Consider the following 24,336-nt stretch of genomic DNA (forward strand, 5'->3'; position numbering starts at 1 on the left):
CCTGGGGGGACGTCCGCCGGTTTCCGGTCAGAAGAATGCTGCTAGTTGGACACCGTGCTAGTTGGACATGGAGGTGGTGCCGCTGCTCTTCCAGCCCGTGAACGGCGACCAGACCCCGCCGGCCCCCTCCTGGTGGCGGACCTTCTGGTACACCTCCTCATTGCCGATCTCCGTATTGGTCAGGGTGCGGACGTTGTGGATGGTGACAGTTCCGCTGTAGTAGCCGAGGCTGCGGCTGAAGCTGGAGTTGCCGAGGTGGTCGTCGCCGTTGGGCCAGTCGTCACTTTCCCAGCGCTGCTGCTCGATGTAGACCGAACGGTCGTTGTAGCAGCGCACCTGGATCTGGTAGTCCACCAGTTTGGTGCCCGAGGAGTTGAAGCCGGCAAAGACGGGCTTCAGCGGGGTGACGGTGCAGGCGTAGTTGGTGGTGGCGGCCTGGGCTGGCGCGGCCAGTGCGACGCCGCCCGCAGCAAGTCCCAGCGTCATTGCTGAAACGAGTGCGATCTTGGCGCGGGAGGGACGGGACTTCGTTGTTCCGGCGGTCATGGACATTTGTTTCTGCTCCTGTTGCGGTGATGGTGGTTTCGGCCAGGAATCCTTTCCTGATGCCGTGTTTCCATGGTGCGGCGGGGGTGCTGCCGCTGGCTTCCGTGCTAGCACTGTTTGTCCGGCGCAGCTTTGATTGTCAGCTTGCTTATTATTTCCGGGGTTCCTAGTGTTAAACCCGTAAGGAATCCGGCAAGAGGAGGACATATGTCAGCGCACAATATTGCAGGCAAGAAGGTTGCGTTCCTGCTGACCGACGGCGTGGAACAGGTGGAGCTCACCAGCCCTTGGAATGCCGTGAAGGAAGCCGGCGGCGAGCCCACGCTGGTGGCGCCGAAGGCCGGAAAGCTGCAGGGTTATGACGGCACCGAAAAAGGCGAGACCTTCGACGTCGACATCACGGTGGCGGAGGCCAATGCTTCGGATTTCCACGCGCTGGTCATCCCCGGCGGAGTAGTCAACGCCGACCACCTTCGCGTGGACAAGGACGCCCAGGCTTTTGCCCGCAGCTTCTTTGAGCAGCACAAGCCCGTGGCCTCCATCTGCCACGGCCCCTGGTTGCTGATCGATGCCGGAGTGGTCCGCGGGCGCAAGCTGACCTCGTACCACACGCTCCAGACCGACCTGAAGAACGCCGGTGCGGACTGGAGTGACGAGGAAGTGGTGGTGGACCAGGGGTTCGTGACCAGCAGGCACCCCGGCGACCTCAAGGCCTTCAACGACAAACTGCTCGAAGAGATCGAAGAAGGCGAGCACGCCGGCCAGACTGCCTGACCGTCGCGCAGCAGCCACGTAATCACAAAAGAAGAGAGGCCCGACGGCGGCAATTGCCGCCGTCGGGCCTCTCTTCTGTGTGTCACAGAGTCAGTCGCTGGAGCTGGGTTCCGTGGTGAGGCCCCGGTCGTCCGCGGTTTCGCTGTTCTGCTCCTCGGCCGGTCCCGGGGGTCTGGTGCCACCTGATCCGGCCGGACCGCTATCAGCGGGGCCGGAGGCCGCGTGGCGGCCGGAGCTACGGTCCGCAGGCTCCTGCCTCGGCACTGGTTGTGTTCCGTCCTCGACGCCGTCGCTCACGATGTCTTCGGGCTCGTTGTGTTCCGTGCTCATTGACTACTCCTCGTCTTGCGGTGTCGGACTGCACGAGCGTGTAGAAAGTGCACTGACCTTCCCACGCTACAGGCGGGCGGGAGGCGAGTACAGGCGCATCCGCTGCTGCCCTAGGCCATGGAAGCCCATTGCCGCAGTTCACGGGTTTCGCCGTAGGGAACGTCGCGGCTCACGGCCACGGTGTAACGGGAGAAGCCGGTCTGGGTGACCAGTACGCCATGGCGCCGCTCCTGCATGGCGTGCCGGAGGGCGATGTCCACCGCACTGTTGAGGTCGTTTTCGATCGTTGCGGGGTCGTGGGCAATGATCTCGAGGAGGATGTCGGAATGGTGCTTGATCATGGGGTGCTCGCTTTCGCGGTGAAGGGGCAGGGGCGTCTGAGGGTGGATTTGGTGAGGGCTGTTCCCTGGACGGAATTGCCGAGGACAAAAGAAGTGCCGGTTGAGGCTGGGGATGATTCGAGGGGGCCCGGCATTCTGTGATGGGGCGGGGGCCGGTGCGATGCTTCCGGCGGAGGGACCGGGAACGTTGTGTCGTTCCTGCGGATCCACCCTTAGTGTGGCTGACCGCCGGGCCGCAAGGCAATCATTTCGGTGGAATTTCTTGTGTGCCCTGCATCACATGCTTGCCGGCAACGCATGCGGCGTTGACCGCCTAGGGCGCCGGGCGTAAGCTGACGCTCACCTTCCGGGGCCCCGCTCGGCGGGGGCCTGGGTCTCCTTCTAGAACGCATGCGGCCGCCGGGTGCCGAGGCTGTTTCCGGCGGCGCTTTATCGGCGGATCGCCTGGAGGCACAATTTAATGTCTGAAATCACCATCAACGGCATCACCATTGATCCGATCAAACAGAACCGAGCCCTGCGTGATGCCGGGCTGGTTGCCGAGGACGCCTCGGAGTCGGATCACATCCTCATCCAGACGGCGGAGCCGCTGACGGCGGAACAGCGAGCGGAACTGGCCGGCATCGACGTCGAGATGCAGGAATACGTCTCGGACAACACCTACCTGGCGGCGTTCCCGCCGGCAGACCTGAACCGCGTGCGCGCCCTGCCGTTCGTGAGCTGGGCGGACGTCTACTCCCGTGTCTTCAAGATCCCGCCGCCCCTGCTGCCGCGCGGTGCGGATACGGGCAATGTCCGGTCGCTTGCGGACCATGAACCGCATCCGGACCGGCGGCTGGAACGAGTGGACCTGCTCCTGCACGCGGGCATCGAGGCCGGCCCGGAGCTGATCGCCCGGGTGGCCGCGGCCGCCAGGGTGGAGCCCGACGCCGTGGCGGTGACGCCGGGCAAGCTGCGCATCACCACGTCGGTCGGCCAGCTCCCGCACCTTGCCGCAATCGATGAGATCCGCGAGATCCATCCGGTGCGCGAGCGCCAGCTTTTCAACAATGTGGCACGCGAGATCCTGAACGCCGACGTGCAGTTCAACGGGACAACGTACCGGGGCGACGGCGAGGTGGTGGCGGTTGCCGATACCGGCTTTGACACCGGAGACGCCGCCAACCCGCACCCGGCATTCACCGGACGGGTCCAGACGCTCTACGCACTGGGCCGCACGGCGCCGGACAAGGCAGACGATCCGCACGGCCACGGTACCCACGTGGCCGGCTCCGTGCTGGGCCGGGGAAACTCGGCCACCATGGGCGGAGCGATTGAGGGCACGGCGCCGGAGGCCCTGCTGATCCTGCAGAGCCTCCTCGACTCCAACGGCGGCCTGGGCGGCATCCCGGTCAACCTCAACGACCTCTTCCAAAAGACGTACGACGACGGCGCACGCGTGCACACGAACTCCTGGGGCGTGCCCGGACTCAACCTTCCGTACGACGCGAGTTCCCGGGAGATCGACGAATTCGTGTGGAACCACCCGGACCAGGTGATCTGCTTTGCGGCCGGGAATGACGGCGTGGACGGCAACAGCGACGGCACGGTGGACTCGAACTCCATCGGTTCCCAGTCCGCTGCGAAGAACTGCATCACGGTAGGTGCCAGCGAAAGCCTCCGCAAGGAATTCGCGCCCGCCTACGGGACCTACTGGCCCGGCGACTTCCCCGCGAATCCCGTGAAGAGGGACAAGCAAGCCAACAATCCGGACGGGATGGTGGCCTTCTCCAGCCGGGGACCTACCAAGGAAGGGCGTATCAAACCGGATGTCGTGGCGCCGGGAACCAGCATCCTGTCCACGCTCTCCCGGAACGCCCCGATGGGCAACACCTTCGGCACCTCCACCGACCCGCTGTTCTTCTTCGACTCCGGGACGTCCATGGCGACGCCGCTGGTGGCCGGCTGCGCCGCGGTGCTGCGTGAGACCCTGGTGAAGAACGGCCTCAACGCGCCAAGCGCTGCCCTCATCAAAGCCCTCCTCGTCAACGGCGCCGACGTCTTGCCGGGACAGTACAACCCCAGCGAGGCCGGGGAATCTCCGAACGGGAACTCCGGGTGGGGCCGGGTCAACCTGGCCCGGTCCGTAGTCTTGCCCGGGCAGCCCGGCAATGCCGGGTTGGGCGAAGGCGGACCGCTGGAGCAGGGGCAGGAGGACTCCTTCACCATCGACATCCCCGAGGAAATCCCCAAGGCGGCCGCGAAAGGGAGGCGGAACCGGGGTCCGGTCGCGGAACCGGCGCTGACCGCAGCCGGGGTGACCCTGAAGATCACCCTCGTGTGGTCCGATCCGCCCGGCCCGCAGCTGCAGAACGACCTCGACCTCATTGTGCTGGCAGCCGACGGCAGCGAGCGCCACGGAAACTCAGGAACGACTGCCGGCTTCGACCGCCGCAACAACGTGGAACAGGTGCTCTGGACGGGCATGCCGCCGGGGCAGGCCAGGATCGTGATCAGGGCTTTCCGGATCACGCAGTTCCCGCAGCCCTACGCCTACGTGTGGCGGCTGTCCTAGCGTGCCGGAACTCCACGTGCCGGACTCCCGTGTCCAGGCGGGGTTTCCCGGGCAAGTGACGATGGCGCACGCCGCACAGCTTCCCGTGGAAGAGGTCCTGGACCAGTTGGGATCCGGCAGCGGGGGGCTGGCCAGCGGGGAAGCCGCCAAACGGCTGGCTGCCGTTGGCCCCAACGCCGTGCGGACGCATCAAGCCAGCGGATGGTCCGTGTTGGGCCGGCAACTGGGCAGCCCCATCCTGATCCTTCTGGCCATCACCGCCGGGCTGTCGCTCTTCCTGGGGGACGCCACGAACTCCATCGTGATCGGCGTGATCCTGCTGGTCAGCGTCGGTCTGGGCTTCACCAACGAGTTCCGGGCCGAACGCGCCGCCGAGGCGCTGCACTCACGCGTCACCCACCTGGCCGCCGTCCTCCGCGACGGGACCCTGGACGAAGTCGGCGTCACCGCCCTGGTGCCCGGCGACGTCGTGCATCTGGCCATCGGTGCGATCGTCCCCGCCGACATCAGGCTGCTGACGGCCAAGGACCTGCTCTGCGACGAAAGCATCCTGACCGGCGAATCCCTACCGGTCAGCAAGGACCCCGCGCCGGTCACCGGCGCCGTCGCGCTCGCGGACCTGACGTCCTGCCTGTTCATGGGGACGGTGGTCCAATCGGGGAGCTGCACAGGGGTGGTGGTGGCCACGGGCGGGCGGGCCGAATTCGGCAGGATCGCCCTGGGGCTTGGCGAGCGGCAGCCGCAGACCGAGTTCCAGTTCGGCCTGAAACGCTTCTCCTACCTGCTGCTGCAGGTGGCCATAGTCCTTACCTCGCTGATCTTCATCGCCAACCTCCTGTTACAGCGGCCCGTCATTGAATCCCTGCTGTTCTCGCTGGCCATCGCCGTCGGAATCACCCCGCAGCTGTTGCCGGCCGTTGTGAGCACCAGCCTGGCCACGGGCACACGTCAGCTGGCCAAACGCAAGGTGCTGGTCAAACGGCTGGTGTGCATTGAGGACCTCGGGGACATGGACGTGCTGGTCACGGACAAGACCGGCACCCTTACCGAAGGCAGGATCAGCTTCACCGCTGCCTTGCCCGCCAGGGAGGGAGTGTCGCCGGGTGCCCTCTTGACGCTGGGACTTCTCGCCACGGAAGCGGAGTACTCGGAAGCGAAGGTCTCCACAGTGGGGCTGAACCCGCTGGACACGGCGCTCTGGGCCTCCGCTGACGCGGCCGGGTTCCTGCCGGACCGCTATGAACGGCTCGACGTCATTGATTTCGACCACCTTCGGCGCCGGACCAGCGTGCTGGTCAGTGAGGACGGCGGGGCGGCGCGGCTGGTCACCAAGGGCTCGCCGGAAGATGTCCTGGCGCTCTGCGTGGACACCCCGTCAGGCGTGCAGGCGATGCTGGACGAACAGTTCAACGCGGGATCCCGCGTGGTGGCCGTTGCAAGCCGGGCCGCCGGAGGAATGACAGCGATTGAACCCTCCGACGAGACGGACCTGGTTCTGGAGGGGCTGCTGGTCTTCCTGGACCGGCCCAAAGCCAATGCCAGGGCGTCACTGGACCAGCTCGAAATGCTCGGCATCACGGTCAAGATTGCCACCGGGGACAACGCCAAGGTTGCCGAGAAGGTCTGTGACGAGCTCGGGGTGCTCTCCGGCGGCACGCTCACCGGCGCCGAGGTGGAAGCTCTCTCTGACGCCGAACTGGCCGCGGCGGCCCGCGAGGCGAGCATCTTCGCCCGTGTCTCGCCGGAGCAGAAGGCCCGGATCATCCGCCTGCTGCGCCAAAGCGGGGGGTCCGTCGGGTTCATGGGCGACGGCGTCAATGACGCGCTGGCCTTGCACGCGGCGGACATCGGCATCTCCGTGGACAGCGCCACCGATGTGGCAAAGGATGCCGCCGACGTTGTCCTGCTGGATAAGGACCTCGGCGTGCTGGCGGAGGGGGTGATGGAAGGGCGGAGGATCTTCGCCAACACCATCAAGTACGTGCTGATGGGAACCTCCAGCAACTTCGGCAACATGTTCAGTGCCGCCACGGCCTCCGTCGTCCTGAGCTTCCTGCCGATGCTGCCCGGGCAGATCCTGCTGAACAACCTGCTCTACGACACCGGCCAGCTGGCCATCCCGGGCGACCGCGTGGACAAGGAACAGCTGCTGGCCCCGTCGCACTGGAACATCGGCTTCATCCGGCGTTTTATGTTCCTCTTCGGACCCATCAGCTCCCTGTTCGACTTTGGCACCTTCGCCCTGATGCTGTTTGTGTTCAACGCGGTGCCCGGCGAATTCCGGGCCGGCTGGTTCATCGAATCGATCGCCACGCAAACATTGATCATTTTTGCCATCCGCACCCGGCGGGTTCCGTTCCTGCGGAGCCGGCCTTCGGCCGGCCTGCTGGGCGCATCCCTGGGCGTGGTGGCGCTGGGCATCTTCCTCCCGCTGTCTCCGCTGGCCGGTGTTTTGGGGTTCGACCCGCTGCCCACGCCTTTCTTCCTGGCGCTGCTGGGAATGACGGTGGTGTATCTGGTCATGGTCGAATTCGCCAAGAGATGGTTCTTTGCCCGCACAGCCCAACAGCCTCCGGTCCGGCCGGCCGTCATTCCGCGCCGGCGGCCCACGCACCACATTTCCCGCCGCGCGGCCCGCTTCAGCACCCCGGTGGCCCGCCCCCTGCGCGGACAGCTGGTCCGCGGCGGGCGGAAGAGGAAGGCCAGGACCATCCATGGCCGCTGACCGGGCAACGGGGCGGGGGAAGGGCGGCGCGCAGACTTCCGCTGGCCGGTCTTCCGCCACCTGACAGAGGCGGATAATCTGGGAAATGCCAGGATGCTGCCAGAACAGCACCCCAGTTCCTGGCCAAGAGAGGCACGAAATGACCGAGAAGCTGCATCTCACCCCGGAAGACGAGTTCCCGGAAGATCTCTCAGAGGTCGAGGACACGGAACTCCAGGTCCTCGACAGCCAGATCCAGCGCCAGCTGGATTACGAATACGTGGCCGAAGGCGAACCGAATCCGGAGACCGAATTCAGGCATTACGACCTCGATGAGGAATTCACCGAACGGGACAAACGGGACTAACTGTCCACCGGTACTTCCAGCACGTTCGATTCGTCAATCCATCGGCTCTGCGTTCCCAGCTGGGCGCTGAGTCCCTGCATCCGCGTTGCGATGTGGCGTGAGCTTTTTCCGGCCAGCCGCACCTGGAACCCGGCGATGACCGTTGGATGGAGCTGCAGCCGGGAAGGCACACCCCCGGCGGTGTCCAGGCAGAAGATGAACGACTGGTCGTTGCGCTCCCCTGGGTCCACGGCATAGTCGTCAATGAAATCACCGGCGCTGTAGATCAGGGGCCTGCCCCGGTAAAGCTCGACGCCGCGGAAGATATGCGCCGAATGGCCGAACACGACGTCGGTCCCGGCATCCACCAGCGCCCGTGCCAGGTCCCGGTGGGCGGACGGCACCTCGGCTCCCCAGTTGCCGCCCCAGTGTGCCGACACCACCAGCAGATCGGCCCGGGCCTTGGTGCGGCGGACCAGCGCCAGCAGGTCATGGACCCTTCCGTCGTCGTGCTGCCGCGCGTCCACCGGCACGTAGTAGACCCCGGGCCGGTGCGGCCCCGCCTCCCAGTCCGGCTCGTTGTCCGTGAAGGCAATGAGCCCGACGGCGGCCGGACCCGCCCGCCTGATCGCCGGCCTTCGCGCGGTCTCCAGGTCCGGCCCCGCGCCGGCGTGCAGGATTCCGCTGCGGTCCAGTGCGGGCAGCGTCTCCCGGAAGGCGTCCGCGCCGTAGTCGAGCACATGGTTGTTGGCGAGCGAGACGGCGTCGATGCCCGCCGCGGTCAGGACGGCCGTGTTGCGGGCGTCCGAACGGAAATGGAACACTTTCCCCGGTTGCGGCGTCCCGCCGTCGGCCAGGACGCATTCGAGGTTGGCGAACCGGATGTCCGCCTGTGCCAGGACGGGGAGCGTATCGCCCCAGGGGAAGGCCGGCGGGACGGTCCTGAGCTGCCGGTTCACCAGGCGGCCCAGCATCACGTCACCCAGGAATATCAGGCGCAAGGTCCGCCTACTTCTTCGCCGGGTGCTCTGCGGGGCCGGCCACGGCATGCCGGGATCCTGCTTTGAGGGCGGTCCTGATGCTGACCTTCGAGGTGTAGGAGATGGACCCGTATTGGAAGAGCCGCACGGCCATCCGGAGCATCAGAGCAGCCCCGAGGTAGAGGATGGCGATCACGACGGCCGCTTCCACGATGTTCAAAGAGCCGAAGGCGTTCCGCAGCAGCGCGGTAACCGGGGCGGAGAACGGGAAGTAGGTGAAGACCTGAACGATCGGGGAGTGCGGCTCGGAGACCACCAGGCTGACGGAGTAGAAGGGAATAAAGATCAGGGCGATCATCACGCCCATGAAATTTCCGGCTTCCTTGGCCGTGGGCATCACGGCGCCGATGGCCACCAGCGTGGTGGTGAACAAGGCGAAGCCGCCCACGAGAATGAGCAGGCCGACGGTCATGCGCAGGGGGTCGAAGGCGAGCTGCGACGCGTCGAATTCCGGGATGCTCATGGCGTCCCGATAGAAAAGGGCGCCGATCAGGATGGGGGAGGTGAAGACTGCCACCTGCACCAGGCCCACCATGAACAGGGCCAGCACTTTTCCGGTGATGAGGGTGGTGGGCTTGAGTGTTGTCAGGATCATTTCGGTGACCCTGTTCTCCTTCTCCTCCAGGGTGGAGTTCAGCATCTGGCCGGCGAGGAGCACCACCAGTCCGTAGAAAACCACCAGGAATGCCATCGGCGGGATGACGGAGTTCAGGCCCCCGGACACCTCGGACCCCTGGTAGGTGAAGGTGTCCACCTGCGCCGATCCTGATGCGAGGCTGGACAGCTGGGGCGAGCCGATTTTGACGGCCACAGCGCGGGCCAGCATGGCCTGGGCGACGGCGGCGTATTTGCCGTTCTCGAACAGTCCCCGGTCCGCGCCGTACGCCTTCACCGCAGTGGTCTCGGGGCGGGCGGGGAACTCGAAATAGGCATCGACGGCGCCGGACTGCACGTCCCGTATCCCGGCGTCGGACGAGGCTGCGGGAACGGCACCGAACGCGGCCGCGTCAGCGGGCGTGATGAGGCCGGAGGCGTCCAGGTAGGTGATGCTGAACTGGGCGTTCTTCTGGGCCTCGGCTGCGGTGCTGGTGCTGGTGTTGCTGAGGAAGATCATCCCGAACACCACCGCCATGATGACGGGCACGGACAGGGTGCCGATCCAGAAGCGCACCTTGGTGACGGTGCGCACGAATTCGAAGCTGATGACCGTTCCAAGGTTGTGCTGCGCCATGGCTACGCACCCCGTACTGCCGGCGCACGGCCGGTAACGGACGACGGCGGCCGGGTGGGGTCCCCGTAGACACGGATGAAGATGTCCTCCATCGAGATTTTGGTGGTGGTGAAACTGCGGATGACCAGGCCGGCGTCCATGAGTTCCCGCAGGATGGCCGCTTCATCGCTGTCGTCGCTGATGGAGAGCTCCGCATAGTTGGTCTCTTCCAGCGTCACCTCGTAATGGGGGGACGGAGGAATGGGCCCGGCGTGCCGGATGCGGACGATCCGGCCGCCGTATTTGTTCTGGACCTCATCGATGGTGCCGTAGGCCTCCGACGTGCCGTCTTTCAGGAGGATGATGCGGTCGCAAAGCCGCTCCACTTCCTCCATCTGGTGGGTCACCATGACCACGGTGGCGCCGTCGTTCTTCTGCTCCCCGATGATGTCCATCAGCAGCCGGCGGTTCACGGGGTCGAAGCCCTTGGTGGGCTCATCGAGGATAAGGAGCTCCGGACGGTTCATGATGGTGACGCCGAGCTGGACTTTCTGCTGCTCGCCGCTGGAGAGCTTGTCCACCTGGGTGGCGGCCTTGCCGGCCAGGTCCACCCGGTCCAGGTAGGCCAGGGACCACTGCCGCGCCGCATGCCGGTCCATTCCCTTGAGTCGGCCGAAGTAGGTCATGACGTCCATGACCTTTTCCTTCTTGTAGAGCCCGCGTTCCTCCGGAAGATAGCCCAGCCTGCTGCCGTGCTCGGGTTTGAAGGGCCGCCCGTTGATGTGGAGGACCCCGGCCGTGGGTTCGTAGAGGCCCAGGAGGGCGCGGATGGTGGTGGTCTTGCCCGAGCCGTTGCTGCCCAGGAACCCGAACGTCTCTCCGGCCCGGACATCGAAGGACAGGTCGCGGATCACGGTGGTGTCCGCGAAGTCCATCCGGAAACCGCTGATGTGCACCACTGGCCCGTCCATGGCTGTCGCCGCCTGTACCGATCATTGCCCGCCGTTGTCGGTTCCCCCCGCGGCAGGCTGCCATGTGACCAGACTGGCCGCGGCCGCCCTCGAATGGAAGGGGCGAAGGTCCCGGCAGGCCTGGCCGGGACACGAAAAAGCCGGGACGCGGAAGTCTCCGCATCCCGGCCGTCAGGTAACGACTACTTGTCGTTGATGGTGTCCTTGACGTCCTCGGCGGCGTGCTTCGCGTCGGCCGTGCCCTGATCAATCTTGCCCTCGGTCTCGAGCTTGCTGTTGTTGGTCAGCTTGCCCAGTGCTTCCTTGGCCTCGCCGATTGCTTTCTCGGCAGCGTTCTTGATCTTGTCGCCCAAACCCATGTTTGTTTCCTCAATCAGTTGATCAGTCGCAGGCGGGCGGATGCCTACCGTTGCCCCTCCACCCTAGGTGCAACCGGCCTGCAACCGTGCCATGCGGAGTTTTGAGTCCACGGCGCCGCGGCTGGCGCGCCGTCAGACGTTGAGGCGGCGGCGTATCCGGAACACGAGCTCGACGGCGGCGCATCCGCCAAGCGCCGCCAGCAGGGCGGCGTTGCGGAGCTCGTCCGGCGGCCACGAGATGCCGAAGAAATCCGCGATGACGGGCACGGTGAGCAGCGCGAGGAGGCCGGCATACATGGAGGCGACGATGAGGAGACGCCAGCGGTTGAGCGGCCGGGAGAGCACCACGAGAACCCAGAGTGCCACGAGGGCGAGCACCATGACCGACCCGGTCCGCACGGAGTCCTCCCCGTACACGCCTGCGATCGCCGCGTAGGTATTCAGTGCAAGGACGGCGGCGGTGATGATGAGGCCGGCAGGCACGGCAAAGGTCAGGGAGCGTTTGAGGAAGCCGGGCCTGTACAGCCTGGTATTGGGCATGAGGGCCAGGAAGAAGGCGGGAATGCCGATGGTGAGCCCGTCGGTGGCGGAGAGTTGTCGCGGCAGGAACGGAAAGCCCCACAGCAAACCGCCGAAGACCACCGAAAGGACAATGGCATACGCTGTCTTGGCCAGGAACAGCATGGAGACGCGCTCGATGTTGGCGATGACCCGCCGTCCCTCAGCCACGACGCCGGGTAGCCTGTCGAATCGGCCGTCCAACAGGACCAGCCGGGAAACGGCCTTGGTGGCCGCGGCGGCGGTACCCATCGCAATCCCGATGTCCGCCTCCTTCAGTGCCAGGGCGTCATTGACGCCGTCGCCGGTCATGGCCACTACGTGGCCCCGGCTGCGCAGTGCAGCGACCATCGCCTTCTTTTGCGCGGGGGTGACCCGGCCGAAGACCTTGTGGTCCTGCAGGACGTCCGCCATGAGTTCGGGATCTTCCGGCAGCTCGCGGGCATCGTAGCCGTCTGTGGAGTCCAGGCCCACGGCGCGGGCGACTGCCGCCACGGTCCGCGGATCGTCACCGGAGATAATGCGGAGGTCCACGCCCTGTTTCCGGAAGTAGGCGAGAGTCGTGGCGGCGTCGGGCCGTATCTTTTCGCGGAATGTCAGTAATGCGGCGGGCACCAGCACGGACGGCAGGGCTGCCTCCTCCGCTTCCCGGGGCGCCATGGGCTGCCCCGCATGGGCCAGAACCAGGGTCCGGAGGCCGGATGATGCCAGCCCGGCCGCGGAGGACAGGGCCTGGACGTGTCCCGGCGTGGTGGGCCCGAGGACGAGTTCCGGGGCGCCCAGCACCCAGGCACCGGGTGCGGACCCCTCGGTGAAGCTGACCGCGCTCCATTTGCGGGACGACGCGAAGGGGACGGAGGATACCGGCCGGGGGACGCCGTCGTCCTTGTAGACGGCGGCGAGGCAGCGGGCGGTGGCGTTTGCATCGGGGTCGGCCCCGAACCAGCCCAGCGCCTCCTTCCACCCTGGCACCGGTGCGGCGCCGGCGTCGTGCTTGCCGTCGAAAATGATTCGTCCTTCAGTGAGGGTGCCGGTCTTGTCCAGGCAAAGCATGTCCACCCGGGCCAGCCCTTCCACGGCTGCCAGTTCCTGGATGAGGACCTTGTCGCGCGCGAGCCGCAGCCCGCCCAGGGCGAAAGCGACGCTGGCCATGAGCACCAGGCCCAGCGGAACCATGGCGATGACACTGGCCACGGCGCCGACCGCGGCGGTCTTCCAGGCGCCCGTGGCCAGCGCCTGGCTCCAGCCTCCCTGGGCGTGCATCTCCCCGTTGACGACGACGGCCATGACCGGGAGCAGGCCCCACGTGATCCAGCGCAGGACCCGGTTAAGGCCGGTGCGGATTTCCGAGTTGACCAGGGAAAAACGCTTGGCCGCCGTCGTGAGCTTGCCGGCGAAGGAGTCGTCCCCCACGCGGACAACCTGTGCCCGGCCCTGGCCGCCCACAACACTGGACCCGGCCAGCACCTCGGACCCCGCTTCTTTGTCCACGGGGTTGGATTCGCCGGTGAGGAGGGATTCGTCGATTTCCAGCCCGTTGGCATCGAACACGGTGGCATCCGCGGGCACCTGGTCTCCGGCGAAGAGCAGGATGACGTCGTCAAGGACCACCTCGGCCGTGGGAATGTCCTGGATGGCGCCGTCCCGCAGGACCCGTGCGTGCGGGGAGTTCAGCACCGCAAGCCGGTCCAGCGACTTCTTGGCCCGGTACTCCTGGACCACCCCGATGACGGCGTTTCCGACGGCGGCGAAGCCGAAGAGGGCGTCCTGCCACTGCCCCAAGGCCAGGAGCAGCACGAAGCTGCCGGCCACAATGGCATTGAACAGCGTCAGGACGTTCGCACGGAAGATGTCCCACAGGCTGCGGCTTGATGTGTTGGAGACCAGGTTGGTCAGGCCTCCGCGGACACGTTCGGAGACGTCCGCGCTGGACAGGCCGTTCCCTCGCCACCTGTCTTTGCCAAACCGGTGGGTGCGTTGCCCCGTCACCATGTGTGTTGCTCCCTTAGGCATGCCCCGCTCGTAGTCCTTAGTGTGGCACGTCGGCCGGGCTTGTGACCCGCCCTGGCGCGGTGACGATTGTGGCCCGTGAATGCGCGGGAACGGTAGCATCGTGACCATGCCCGGAGTTCTTGACATTGCAGGCCCCATCCTGGAAGTGCTGACCTGGATTTGCCTGCCTGCCGGCCTGATTCTTCTGGTGGTCGTGGAGACGATCAGGCGGTTCGAGGATCAGTGGACCCAGTCGGAGGGCGTGGTTTACTCCGACGAGAGCGGCGTGGGGTTTCGCTGGTACGACCACCACCACGAGGTTCACAACGCGCCCATGTCCCCGTATGACATCCGGCATATGGCCCCGGGGGACGCCGTCACCATCCACTACGCGGTGAAGACGCCCACCCGCTGGCGGACCAGTGCCCCGGAGGTGCGCGGCGAGACGGCCGGAATCCTCGGCTGGATCCTGAGCGGCATCGGCGCGGCGGCCATGGTTGCCGGGTTCCTGCTGCCGATGTTCTGACCCGTTATAGCTCGAAGTGCGTCCTCGTCGGGCCCTGGCCCAGGGAATCGACAATGGCCGTTGCCACGCCGCGCAGTTTGACGTTCCGTGCACTCGAGGCCGCCTTCAGGAGCTCAAAGGCTTCCTCCTGGCTGCACCGGTTCTGGGCCATGATGATCCCGATGGCAACGTCGATCGCGGTGCGGGACTCCAGCGTTGCCTTGAGGTTCGCCGCCGTCTCGCTGAAGTGGGCGAACCGCACGGCCAGCCGGAGGGCCATGGACGTCTGGCTGACAAAATCCTCGGCGAGCTCCAGGACCTTGCCCTCAAACCGGCCGGGGCGGTGGGAGTAGAGGTTCAGTGCAGCGCGGGTGTCGCCCTCAAGCTGGAAGGGTATGGCGAGGATGGACCGGACTCCGTGCCCCAGGACCGTGGCGGAGTACGTCGGCCAGCGTTCGTGGGTTTCAAGGTCCTTGATGTGCACTGTCACCTGGTCGCGGGAGGCGGTCATGCACGGGCCGTCTCCAAACGCGTACTGGATTTCGTCCATCGCCTGTGCCTCCGGGCTGCTGCTGGCCACGGTGGCCGCCTTCCGGTGCCGGAGCAGCGTGATACCGCACAGGACGGCGTCCCCCGATTCGGAGAGGCTGCGCGCGGAGACGCGTGCGAGTTCGTGGAGGAATTGCTCGACATCCGAGCTGTTCAACACCATTTCGTTCAGGTGCTGGCTGATGGACGTTGCGGTGTTTGCGGTCGACTCGCTGGCCACGATGTTCTTGCTGCCGTTTCGTTCAGGTCAAAACGAACCGGCAACGCGGCCGCCCACCCTGTCGGTCGCAACGCGGGTAGCAGGCAGAGAAGCCGGATCGTAGAACTATCCAACGGCTCTCTGCTAAACCGTACCGGGAAATTATATACATCAGTTGCCGGGCTCCGGACTCGTGTGACAAGGCCCACCGGCGGTCCGTCCGCCGCGAAGGATGGCTCCGATGCCCGTCTCCGATGCCGTCTCCGATGCCCGTCGAATCCGGGCCGAAAGTCCCTCGCAACGGGCCGCTACCTGCCGGATAGTTGGAGAAAAGCGGCCGCAGTCCGTCCCTCCACGCCGAGCTTCCCACCGCCGGCCCACCGGATCCGAATGGCGGCCTTGAGCCACGAGGCGAACGGCTGGCCATGAGCATTTTCGAGGACAGGGTTGAAGCGGGACGGCGGCTGGGGCAGCGGCTCGAATACCTGCGCGGTCAGAACATCGTGGTCCTGGGGCTGCCCCGGGGCGGCGTTCCGGTGGCGTTCGAGGTGGCAACCGCACTGGACGCACCCTTGGACGTGATCGTGGTGCGGAAGCTTGGCGTTCCGTTCCAGCCCGAGCTGGCCATGGGAGCCATAGGCGAGGGCGGTGCCCGGGTGCTTGACCAGCACATCATTTCCCGCGTTGGCGTGACGCAGGCCGAGCTTGACGCCGTTGAAGACCGGGAGCGCGCCCTGCTCGAGTCGCGGGTGGCCCGGTTCAGGAAAGGCCGGACCCGTGAGGATCTGAAGGGACGCACCGCGGTGATCGTCGACGACGGCATCGCCACCGGGTCCACAGCCCGCGTTGCGTGCCACATCGCCCGGCAGCTGGGCGCCGCCAGGGTGATCCTGGCGGTTCCGGTGGCGCCGGCGGACACGCTTGCGGACCTCACGGAACCGGATGAGGTGGTCTGCCTGGCAACGCCGCGCCAGTTCACCGCCGTCGGGTACCACTACCGTGACTTCTCGCCGACCGACGACGCCGAAGTGGTGCTGCTGCTCGACGCGGCAGCCAAGCGGCTGCACCGCGCCCAGGCCGTAGCCAACGGGACTGCCGTCGATGAAGACGTCCAGATCGATGCGGGAACGGTGCGGCTCCAGGGGCACCTCTACCTGCCGGTGGAGGGCGCCGCCGTCGTGGTGTTCGCCCACGGCAGCGGCAGCAGCCGGCACAGTCCCCGCAACCGTTTTGTGGCGGCGTTCCTCCAGCGGGCAGGGCTGGGAACCTTGCTGCTGGACCTGCTCACCCCGGCCGAGGAACTCAACCGGGCCAATGTTTTCGACATCGGACTGCTTGCAGGCCGGCTGACGGGGGCAACGGAATGGCTCGCCGGGCGGCCGGACACAGCGGGGAGCCGCGTGGGGTACTTCGGCGCGAGCACGGGGGCCGGGGCCGCTTTGTGGGCGGCGGCGGAGCCCGGCGTCCGCATTGGTGCGGTGGTGTCGCGGGGCGGCCGTCCGGATCTCGCCGGTGAGAGGCTCTCAGCCGTCCGTGCCCCCACGCTCCTGATAGTGGGCGGGGCGGACCGGGAGGTCCTGGAGCTCAACCGCTGGGCCCAGGCACTGCTCCGCTGTCCCAGCCAACTGTCCGTGGTTCCGGGGGCCACGCATCTTTTCGAGGAGCCCGGCACGTTGTCGGAAGCTGCGGCGCTGGCCAGGGACTGGTTCCTCCGCTACCTTCAGCCAGACGCGGAGGGGCCCGGGGACTGATCCAGCCGATTGTCCCGCAGTATCTCCTCATACAATGCAACGTGATCGGCCACCATCCGGCCCACGCTGAAGCGCAGCTCAGCAGCCCGGCGGCAGGCAGCCCGGTCCAGGCCGGGGGCCAGGGACAGGGCTTCGGCGAGGTCGTCGATGCCGGTCCGGAGGTAACCGGTGACGCCGTCGTCCACTATTTCAGGGGCCGCCCCGGAACCGGTGCCCACCACGGGGGTGCCCGTTGCCAGCGCTTCGATCATCACCAGGCCGAACGGTTCGGGCCACTGGATCGGGTTGAGGAACGCGGCTGCACCGCCCATGAGCTGATATTTTTCCGCGACATTGAGTTCTCCGAGGAACTCCACCTCCAGCCCAAGGAGCGGGGCAATCCGGCTGTCGAAATATTCCTGTTCCTCCCGGCCCTGGATACGGGCGGACAGCAGAAGCCTGAACCCGGCCTGCCGCGCGATGAGGATGGCCTCCCGCGGCCCTTTGTCCGGGCTCATCCGCCCGAGGAAGGCCGCGTATCCGCCGGCGCCGTCTCCCACCGGCACGGCGTCAACGTCGATTCCGTGATGGATCACCCGGGCGATCCGCACGCCGGCGGCATCCGCTGCCTGCCGATGCGAAATGGCCACCATGGCGACATCCGGACCCATCAGCCGGTAGAGGTCGCCGAGGCGCGAGCTGAACGGCCCGTGGTTGGTGGTGACGACGGGCAGCGAGGCCGGGCGATAGCGGAAGAAGGGTCCGGCAACGGTGTGGTCGTGGACGAGGTCCACGTCCTTCAAAGCGGCGTAGGCCCGGGCCACATGGTAGAGCTCGGCTCCAGCGGACCAGGTGGCCGCTGAACCGAAGCTGGGCTCCGGCATGTCCGGAACCAGGGGAACCGGGCAGGTGCTTCCTGCCGGGGCGGCCAGCAGCACGTCATGACCGGCGGCAACGAGTCCGCGGGCCAGCCCGTCAACCACCACTTCGGTGCCGCCATAACGGGGCGGGGGGACCTGCAGCCAAGGGGGAGCGATCAGTCCGATACGCACGTTGGATCAACTCCTCGCACACGGGGACGCCGCGGTATGCCGCTCGATTAGGTTCCCAGCCGTGCGGACGGATGCCCAGTGCCTTTAGTCCCGTTAGGCTGTCTATTGAGCCCCTGTGTCGGCCTTGGTACTGTGTTGGTATCAGTCTGGGGTTGATGCAATAGAACTCGGTGAAGCAGTCCGCCGTGTGTGTCTCGCTGCTGTGGGGAGTCGCATGAGCCCGGACCTTCCGGTAGTCAGAACGTATCGGTCAAACAAATCTTCCTATGGCCGCCTGAATGGCGGCGCACCTTCCGCCGTGCCTGCCGTCGAATTAGCCGACGACCTCTTCCGGGGTCCTTGCCTTCGGGGACGCCATGTGGCGTGAACCCATCCGCCGGCGCACTGAGGACCTGCTGCGCGACTTCGTGGCCCGGGCAGATGAATTGGTGCGCGCCCAGGACCAGATGCAGGGCCTGCTTGGCGCCGTGGTTTCGCTCACCGAAGACCTCAGCCTCGAAGCCGTCCTGGACCGTGTGGTGCAGTCGGCCTGCGAGCTGGTGGGAGCGCGCTACGGCGCGCTTGGCGTGATTGACGCCGACCATGAGCTGGGGCACTTCATCACCGTGGGCATCGACGACGACGGCGTCCGCCTGATCGGCGACCTCCCCACGGGACGCGGGGTACTGGGGCATTTGATCCGCCAGCCCGAGGCACTGAGGCTGGACGATCTGGGTGCACACGAAATGGCCAGCGGCTTCCCGCCCAACCATCCCGACATGAAGACATTCCTGGGGGTGCCGGTCAGGGTCCGCGGTTCCGTCTTTGGAAACCTCTACCTGACGGAGAAGCTCGACGGCGGCCCCTTCACCGCAGAGGACCAGGAACTCGCTTCCGCGTTGGCGGCGGCTGCCGGCGTGGCCATCGAGAACGCCCGCCTGTACGAGGACACCCGACGCCGGCAGCGTTGGCTGGAGGCCGGGCTGGAGGTCAGTGACCAGCTGAGTTCGGCAATGTTCCCCGGCGAAACCGACAACCTGGACCTCGTGGCCGAGCGGGCACTGACCGTCTCCGATTCAATCCTCGCCGTGATTGCCTACCCGGATGCCGACGGCACGCAGCGGTGCCGGACCATGGTGGGCGTCCAGTCCCTTCCTGCCGGCCAGGAGCTGCCGGCTTCCGAGATCATCGCCGACGTCCTGGAAACCGGGACTTCCGCCCTCGTCAGGAACGCGAACGAGGTCTTCGGACCGGGAACGGACGAGAAACTTGGCCCTTTGCTGGTGGCGGCCCTGGGACGCAAGAGCAGCGAACGCGGCCTGCTGATCCTGGCACGTCCCGCAGGAGGCCCGTTGTACCTCCAGTCCGACCTGCAGTCCTGCGCCGTTTTCGGCTCCCGGGTGGGCCTGGCACTCGGGCTGGCCCGGGCACGGCGGCGGCGGGAAGAGCAGCTGCTGTCCACGGACCGCGACAGGATCGCGCGGGACCTGCACGATCTGGTGATCCAGCGGCTCTTCGGTGCGGGGCTGAGCATGCAGAGCCTGCGTCGTTACATCCCGGACCCCGTGGCCCAGGAACGGATCTCTGCCGTAACAGCCGAATTGGACGGCACCATCCATGAGCTCAGGGACACCATCTACTCGATGCGGACCGGCCACGGCCAGAAGGAGCCGCTCACCGGCCTCATCATGCGGACCATTCACGAAGGGATCCGGAACTCTGATTTTTCCCCCAAGGTCCAGCTGACGGGACCGGTGGACGAAGCGGTGCCCGACGCCGTCGTCGAGCAGTTGCTGCCGGTGCTGTCCGAGGGACTGAGTAACGCCGTCCGGCACTCCGGGGCGGACGAAATCGAGATTTCGCTGACCGCCCGCCCCGACTCCGTGGAACTCCGGATTGCGGACAACGGCTGCGGGTTTGAAAACCCCGGACGCGTCAGCGGCATCGCCAACATGAAGCACCGGGCCGTGGCACTGGGCGGCGAATGCTCCATCACGAGCAGTCCCGGGCACGGCACCGTACTAACGTGGACCGCCCCATCGAACTGACCCGGGCTGCATCGCTAACCCCTAGCAGCGCAGTTCAAAGCCCAGTTTGGCCAGGATGCCGGCAACCTGGATCTTCACGGTGGTCCGGGCGAAGCGCGTCTCCTCGCTGATCTGGCTGTTGGTCAGCCCCTCGCCCATGAGGGCCAGGACCCTCAGTTCCTGCGCGCTGAGGCCGCTGTGCCTGCGGCCCACCTGCGCTTTGTACAGGCCCTCCATGACCTTGCGTTCGGTGCCGGGCTCCAGCAAGGACTCGCCGGTGGCCACCCTGCGGATTCCCTCCAGGAGCGCGGTCCCGGGTAACTGCCGGAGCACGTAGCCAGCCGCCCCTGCCAGCACAGCGCTGCTGAGGGCCTGGTCGTCGTCGTAACTGCTCAGGAGCAGGCACCGGACGCCGGGATTGTCCGCGAGAATTTCCCGACACACTTCGATGCCTGTGCCATCCGGCAGGTGGGCTCCGATCACCACGAGGTCGGGATGCAGTTCCGGGATCCGGCGGCTTGCCTCGGAAGCCGATCCGCTCTCGCCAACCACCTTGAAGTGTGCCTCTTCCAGCAGTTCGCGGAGTCCGGTCCGGACCAAGGCATGGCTGTCCAGGATGTATACGTGCGTTCCCCCAACAACGGTGTTGTCGATTGCTGGGTCAGTGGCCACCGTGAGCATCACCCAGTCCCGGCTTCATCTGATCCGTTACGGCTCGGCCCGTGTGCCGGCTGCCGCCTCGGCGGCTGTGGAATGCGTAGTACAGCAGGCACAGGCCGGCTATCAGCGGCACCACGGCGGTGAGGTACTCCATGGTGCGGAAATTCACGGCCGACTGGATGGCGAAGGACAGCCCCAGGACGGCCAGCACAGCCGCCGGTATTAGCGGCCACTTCATCCTCTCCGGGGTGAGGGTCAGTGCGGCAAAGGTCGCGGCGAACCCCAGGAACAGCACTGCGGCCACCGGTGTGCCGTCCAGCGCCGGCGGCAAGGCCACCACCAGGGCAAGGGTGAGCAGGACGCCGCAGGGAATCAGCGCCCACCAGTTGGCCCGTTCCCGGAGGTACACGGCAGCGAAGCCGGCGGAGATGAAGAGGAAGAACAGCGAACCTGGACCGTCGCCCGCTGCACCGGGCCACAGCTGAGTTGTGGTGACCACCGCGGCAAGCCCCAGGAGGACAAAGCCCGGGATGGCTGCCCACCAGTTGGCGCGGCTCCTGGAAAACACGGCGAGGAAGGCTGCGCCGGCGGCGCCAAAGATGAAGGGCCACACCAGCACTGCGGTGTCGAGGACGCGCAGGGCGTCCAACAACAACAGGATGCCGGCCAGCAGGAGGACCACGCCTGCGATGATGCTCGCCGTTGTTGCTTTCATGACGATGCTCCCGGGACTTGGCGCGCGGTGCGTGCCGCGCTGATTCATTCAGGTTATGGCGTGGATGCGGACCGTGATCAGGGCACAAAGTCACTGAACGCCCGAGGGCCTGCCACGGGGATGCCCGGCTTCACCCGGACTTGGGACGCGGTTCGGGTTCCGCCACCTTCGAGTCCTGGCCCACCACGAGGACCGGGCAGTGTGCGTGCGCGGCGCAGGCTCCGCTGACGGATCCCATGACCTGGGTGAGGAACCCGCCTTCCCCCCGTCGGCCCACCACCAGCAGCTGCGCATCGCGGCTTTCATCGATCAGGGTCTTTGCCGGCGGACCGAATTTCACGGTGCGGGACAGCCGCGCCGGAGGCGCGGCCCCGAAGGCCCTCTCAATCGCCTGGTCCACCAGGCGCTTGGCTGTCTCTTCGAGTTCCTCCATGCTGGGGACGCGCCCGGCAGGCATGTGCGAAGCGAGGTAAAAATCAGAAGTGCCCAGGCAGGTGATGATCTCCAGCGGGGCGTTGAGGCTTCCGGCCATTCGTCCGGCGAGCTGCAAGGCAGCTGTGGAGAACTCGGAGCCGTCCACGCCCACCACAATGCGTTCTTCAGTGTTCATGGGTTCCAGCGTGCGCCGCCCGGGACCCCTTGCCTAGGGTCCAAAGTCACCGGACTTCCTCCATGACTTTCGGCTCTATTGACTTAACCGTCCGAGGGACGATCCTTAATATCAATCCGGTTCGGAGGTCAATGATGCCGCTTTCTGAACATGAAAAGGACATCCTCAGGCAGATGGAGCAGTCGCTTCACGAGGACGATCCGCAATTCGCCGCGCGCATGGAGGGCCAGTCCTGGTCACTGATGCGACGAATGGTTCTTGGTGCCCTGTGCGTGGTCTGCGGATTCCTTGCGGTGATCGCCGGCGCCGCCTTGCAGATTGTCTACCTGGGCGTCGTCGGGTTCGCCGCGATGGTGGCCGGCGGCTATTACGCGTCCCTGGGCATCAGCCCGAGCAGGCTTCCCTTCGGCCGGCCGAGCCTTGGTTTGCCGGGCCAGTCGCAGCACATTTGACGGCCACCCCGGCCGCCTTCACCATCATCACCAACGCCCTCCTGCTGCTGCTCCGCCTCGGCTGAAGGCCGCCGGCAGGCAGGGGCGATCCTTCCTAGGACTCAGAGGGCCATGCTGAAGGGCTGCATCCGTACCGCTGCGCCTCTAGGGTGGAATGACGACGGCGGCGGCGCACGGTCGCGGATGACCGCCGGCCGCCAACTACCCAGAGGAGTTCCTGATGAGAGTTGCTGTAACCGGAGGAAGCGGAAAACTGGGCAGGAGCGTGGTTCGCAGGCTGACCGAGGACGGCCACGACGTTCTCAACCTGGACCGCACCGGCACCCGGGGCCGCGGCTTCACCGAGGTTGACCTGCGCAATTACGGGCAGGTCCTGGACGTCATCCTCGGCCTCGACGACCGCCACGAGGGCTTCGACGCGATCGTGCACCTGGGGGCCATTCCGGCTCCGGGCCACGCGCCGGACGCGGCCACGTTCGAGAACAACATGCTCGCCACCTACAACGTCTTCCAGGCCGCACGCCGGGCCGGAATCAAGAAGGTGGTGTACGCCTCCAGCGAGACGGTGCTGGGACTGCCGTTCGAGGTCGATCCTCCCTATATCCCGGTGGATGAGGAATACCCGGCCAGGCCCGAAAGCACCTACTCGCTGGTGAAGCACCTGGAGGAGCAGATGGCCATCCAGCTGACCCGCTGGGACCCGGAACTGAGCATCACCGGCCTGCGGTTCTCCAACGTGATGGACCCCGAGGACTATGAGGCGTTTCCCTCCTTCGACTCCGACGCCACGCTGCGGAAGTGGAACCTCTGGGGGTACATCGACGGCCGTGACGGCGCGCAGGCCGTGGCCCGCGCGTTGGAAAACGGCAAGCCCGGATTCGAAGCGTTCATCGTCGCCAACGAAGACACCGTCATGAGCCGATCCAGCGCCAGCCTCGCAGCGGAAGTCTTTCCGGGCGTCAAGGTGGTCAAGGAGCTCGGCGAACACGAAACCATGCTTTCCATCGACAAAGCCAAGCGCCTCCTGGGGTTCGCTCCGGAGCACACGTGGCGGACGTATCACTCGAACCGCACCACGCCCACCGAGGATTGAGGAGAACCATGCAATACCGCACACTAGGCAACAGCGGCGCCGTCGTTTCCAATTACGCGCTGGGCACTATGACCTTTGGCGCCGAAGCCACCGAGGAAACGTCCTTCGCCATACTTGACGATTACTTCGCGGCGGGCGGCAATTTCATTGATACCGCCGACGTCTACAGCCAGGGTGTCTCTGAGCAGATCATCGGCCGCTGGCTGGCCGCCCGTCCCGATGTCAGGGACCGCGCCGTACTGGCCACCAAGGGACGCTTCCCCATGGGTCAGGCCCCGAACGACCTCGGAACCTCCCGCCGCCACCTCACCCGGGCGCTCGATGACTCGCTGCGCCGCCTCGGCGTCGAACAGATCGACCTGTACCAGATGCACGCGTGGGACCCCATCACGCCCCTGGAGGAGACGCTCCGCTTCCTGCATGATTCCGTCAGCAGCGGCAAGATCGCCTACTACGGGTTTTCCAACTTCCTGGGCTGGCAGCTGACCAAGGCGGTGCACCTGGCCAAGGCCCATGGCTGGAGTGCCCCCGTGACACTGCAGCCGCAATACAGCCTGCTGGTCCGGGAGATTGAATCAGAGATTGTTCCGGCCTCACTGGATGCGGGCATCGGGCTGCTGCCGTGGTCGCCCCTGGGCGGAGGCTGGCTCTCCGGCAAGTACAAGCGCGATGAGGCACCGGCCGGCGCCACGCGGCTGGGCGAGAACCCCAAGCGCGGCATGGAAGCCTGGCAGGCCCGCAACGACGATCCCCGCACGTGGGAGGTCATTGGAACCGTCGAAAAGATCGCGGCGGACCATGGCGTGAGTGCATCCCAGGTGGCATTGGCCTGGCTGGCCGACCGGCCGGCGGTGACGTCCGTGATCCTCGGCGCCCGCACCACGGAGCAGCTGGCGGACAACCTCGCCGCTGCGGACCTGGAGCTGACGGAGGAGGAAACCCGGCGGCTGACCGAGGCCAGCCAGCCACGGGTGGGCGTGTACCCGTACGGTCCCATGGCCCAGGAGCAGCGCAACCGCAAGATTGAAGGCGGCCGCTAG

General features: G+C 66.3%; 23 protein-coding genes. 10 read left to right on the top strand and 13 right to left on the bottom strand.

The genetic code is table 11. The features are described from left to right. Positions 1-57: 57 nt before the first annotated feature. Positions 58-546 (bottom strand): hypothetical protein, encoded by a 489-nt coding sequence (locus JOE31_RS05060; protein WP_245198981.1) that lies wholly within the window; start codon positions 544-546, stop codon positions 58-60. Between the two features lie 207 nt (positions 547-753). Between JOE31_RS05060 and JOE31_RS05065 the strand changes: the two genes are divergently transcribed. Then, positions 754-1,320, top strand: a complete 567-nt coding sequence (locus JOE31_RS05065) for a type 1 glutamine amidotransferase domain-containing protein (RefSeq protein ID WP_209742435.1) — start codon at positions 754-756, stop codon at positions 1,318-1,320. Positions 1,321-1,410: 90 nt separating this feature from the next. On the opposite strand, the gene JOE31_RS05070 is transcribed toward JOE31_RS05065, so the two are convergent. Further along, entirely contained in the window at positions 1,411-1,650 is a 240-nt protein-coding gene (locus tag JOE31_RS05070; RefSeq protein WP_209742436.1) for a hypothetical protein, read from the bottom strand. A 110-nt stretch (positions 1,651-1,760) separates the two neighbouring features. Beyond that, positions 1,761-1,991 (bottom strand): hypothetical protein, encoded by a 231-nt coding sequence (locus JOE31_RS05075; protein WP_209742437.1) that lies wholly within the window; start codon positions 1,989-1,991, stop codon positions 1,761-1,763. 460 nt (positions 1,992-2,451) lie between these two features. Between JOE31_RS05075 and JOE31_RS05080 the strand changes: the two genes are divergently transcribed. From JOE31_RS05080 to JOE31_RS05090, 3 genes are all read left to right on the top strand, one after another. Further along, a complete protein-coding gene (locus tag JOE31_RS05080; RefSeq protein ID WP_209742438.1) occupies positions 2,452-4,545 on the top strand; it encodes a S8 family serine peptidase in 2,094 nt (697 codons plus the stop codon). A gap of 61 nt (positions 4,546-4,606) precedes the next feature. Continuing rightward, a complete protein-coding gene (gene mgtA / locus JOE31_RS05085; RefSeq protein WP_209742439.1) occupies positions 4,607-7,270 on the top strand; it encodes a magnesium-translocating P-type ATPase in 2,664 nt (887 codons plus the stop codon). Positions 7,271-7,409: 139 nt separating this feature from the next. Then, positions 7,410-7,616, top strand: a complete 207-nt coding sequence (locus JOE31_RS05090) for a hypothetical protein (RefSeq protein ID WP_209742440.1) — start codon at positions 7,410-7,412, stop codon at positions 7,614-7,616. Here the strand turns inward: JOE31_RS05090 and JOE31_RS05095 are convergent. From JOE31_RS05095 to JOE31_RS05115, 5 genes are all read right to left on the bottom strand, one after another. Continuing rightward, on the bottom strand, positions 7,613-8,596 hold the full coding sequence (locus tag JOE31_RS05095) for a CapA family protein (protein ID WP_209742441.1): 984 nt from the start codon (positions 8,594-8,596) through the stop codon (positions 7,613-7,615). The two genes, JOE31_RS05090 and JOE31_RS05095, sit on opposite strands and share 4 nt — an antisense overlap. A 7-nt stretch (positions 8,597-8,603) precedes the next feature. Next, complete coding sequence (locus JOE31_RS05100) at positions 8,604-9,866, bottom strand: ABC transporter permease (RefSeq protein WP_209742442.1); 1,263 nt, start codon at positions 9,864-9,866, stop codon at positions 8,604-8,606. 2 nt (positions 9,867-9,868) lie between these two features. Then, positions 9,869-10,816, bottom strand: a complete 948-nt coding sequence (locus tag JOE31_RS05105; protein WP_209742443.1) for an ABC transporter ATP-binding protein — start codon at positions 10,814-10,816, stop codon at positions 9,869-9,871. Positions 10,817-10,998: 182 nt separating this feature from the next. After that, positions 10,999-11,175, bottom strand: coding sequence for a CsbD family protein (locus tag JOE31_RS05110; protein ID WP_011693297.1), 177 nt, complete (start codon positions 11,173-11,175; stop codon positions 10,999-11,001). A gap of 132 nt (positions 11,176-11,307) precedes the next feature. Next, positions 11,308-13,746, bottom strand: a complete 2,439-nt coding sequence (locus tag JOE31_RS05115) for an HAD-IC family P-type ATPase (protein ID WP_245198983.1) — start codon at positions 13,744-13,746, stop codon at positions 11,308-11,310. Between the two features lie 106 nt (positions 13,747-13,852). Here JOE31_RS05115 and JOE31_RS05120 point away from each other — a divergent pair, with 106 nt between their 5' ends. Continuing rightward, entirely contained in the window at positions 13,853-14,251 is a 399-nt protein-coding gene (locus JOE31_RS05120) for a hypothetical protein (RefSeq protein ID WP_245198984.1), read from the top strand. Between the two features lie 4 nt (positions 14,252-14,255). On the opposite strand, the gene JOE31_RS05125 is transcribed toward JOE31_RS05120, so the two are convergent. After that, entirely contained in the window at positions 14,256-14,999 is a 744-nt protein-coding gene (locus JOE31_RS05125) for a GAF and ANTAR domain-containing protein (protein WP_209742445.1), read from the bottom strand. Positions 15,000-15,403: 404 nt separating this feature from the next. Here JOE31_RS05125 and JOE31_RS05130 point away from each other — a divergent pair, with 404 nt between their 5' ends. Next, the gene (locus tag JOE31_RS05130; RefSeq protein ID WP_209742446.1) at positions 15,404-16,729 is read left to right on the top strand and encodes a phosphoribosyltransferase; all 1,326 of its coding nucleotides are present in this window, start codon (positions 15,404-15,406) and stop codon (positions 16,727-16,729) included. Here JOE31_RS05130 and JOE31_RS05135 read toward each other — a convergent pair. Beyond that, on the bottom strand, positions 16,699-17,760 hold the full coding sequence (locus tag JOE31_RS05135; protein ID WP_209742447.1) for a glycosyltransferase family 4 protein: 1,062 nt from the start codon (positions 17,758-17,760) through the stop codon (positions 16,699-16,701). The genes JOE31_RS05130 and JOE31_RS05135 overlap by 31 nt on opposite strands. A 356-nt stretch (positions 17,761-18,116) precedes the next feature. Here JOE31_RS05135 and JOE31_RS05140 point away from each other — a divergent pair, with 356 nt between their 5' ends. Next, on the top strand, positions 18,117-19,787 hold the full coding sequence (locus tag JOE31_RS05140; protein WP_209742448.1) for a GAF domain-containing sensor histidine kinase: 1,671 nt from the start codon (positions 18,117-18,119) through the stop codon (positions 19,785-19,787). Positions 19,788-19,808: 21 nt separating this feature from the next. Here the strand turns inward: JOE31_RS05140 and JOE31_RS05145 are convergent, their stop codons facing one another. The 3 genes from JOE31_RS05145 to JOE31_RS05155 form a co-directional block, all read right to left on the bottom strand. Next, positions 19,809-20,447, bottom strand: coding sequence for a response regulator transcription factor (locus JOE31_RS05145; protein WP_209748151.1), 639 nt, complete (start codon positions 20,445-20,447; stop codon positions 19,809-19,811). Then, positions 20,428-21,141, bottom strand: coding sequence for a hypothetical protein (locus JOE31_RS05150; protein ID WP_209742449.1), 714 nt, complete (start codon positions 21,139-21,141; stop codon positions 20,428-20,430). Before JOE31_RS05150 ends, JOE31_RS05145 begins: the two co-directional genes overlap by 20 nt. Before the next feature lie 130 nt (positions 21,142-21,271). Then, positions 21,272-21,751: a universal stress protein gene (locus JOE31_RS05155; RefSeq protein WP_209742450.1), complete on the bottom strand. Its 480-nt coding sequence runs from the start codon at positions 21,749-21,751 to the stop codon at positions 21,272-21,274. A 131-nt stretch (positions 21,752-21,882) separates the two neighbouring features. Between JOE31_RS05155 and JOE31_RS05160 the strand changes: the two genes are divergently transcribed. The 3 genes from JOE31_RS05160 to JOE31_RS05170 all read left to right on the top strand — a co-directional run bounded on the left by JOE31_RS05160 (position 21,883) and on the right by JOE31_RS05170 (position 24,336). After that, the gene (locus tag JOE31_RS05160; RefSeq protein ID WP_209742451.1) at positions 21,883-22,203 is read left to right on the top strand and encodes a DUF3040 domain-containing protein; all 321 of its coding nucleotides are present in this window, start codon (positions 21,883-21,885) and stop codon (positions 22,201-22,203) included. Positions 22,204-22,423: 220 nt separating this feature from the next. Next, positions 22,424-23,296, top strand: a complete 873-nt coding sequence (locus JOE31_RS05165) for an NAD(P)-dependent oxidoreductase (protein WP_209742452.1) — start codon at positions 22,424-22,426, stop codon at positions 23,294-23,296. Between the two features lie 8 nt (positions 23,297-23,304). Then, positions 23,305-24,336, top strand: a complete 1,032-nt coding sequence (locus JOE31_RS05170) for an aldo/keto reductase (RefSeq protein ID WP_209742453.1) — start codon at positions 23,305-23,307, stop codon at positions 24,334-24,336.

Origin of the sequence: Arthrobacter sp. PvP023 (genome assembly GCF_017832975.1) — a bacterium.
GTDB lineage: Bacteria > Actinomycetota > Actinomycetes > Actinomycetales > Micrococcaceae > Arthrobacter.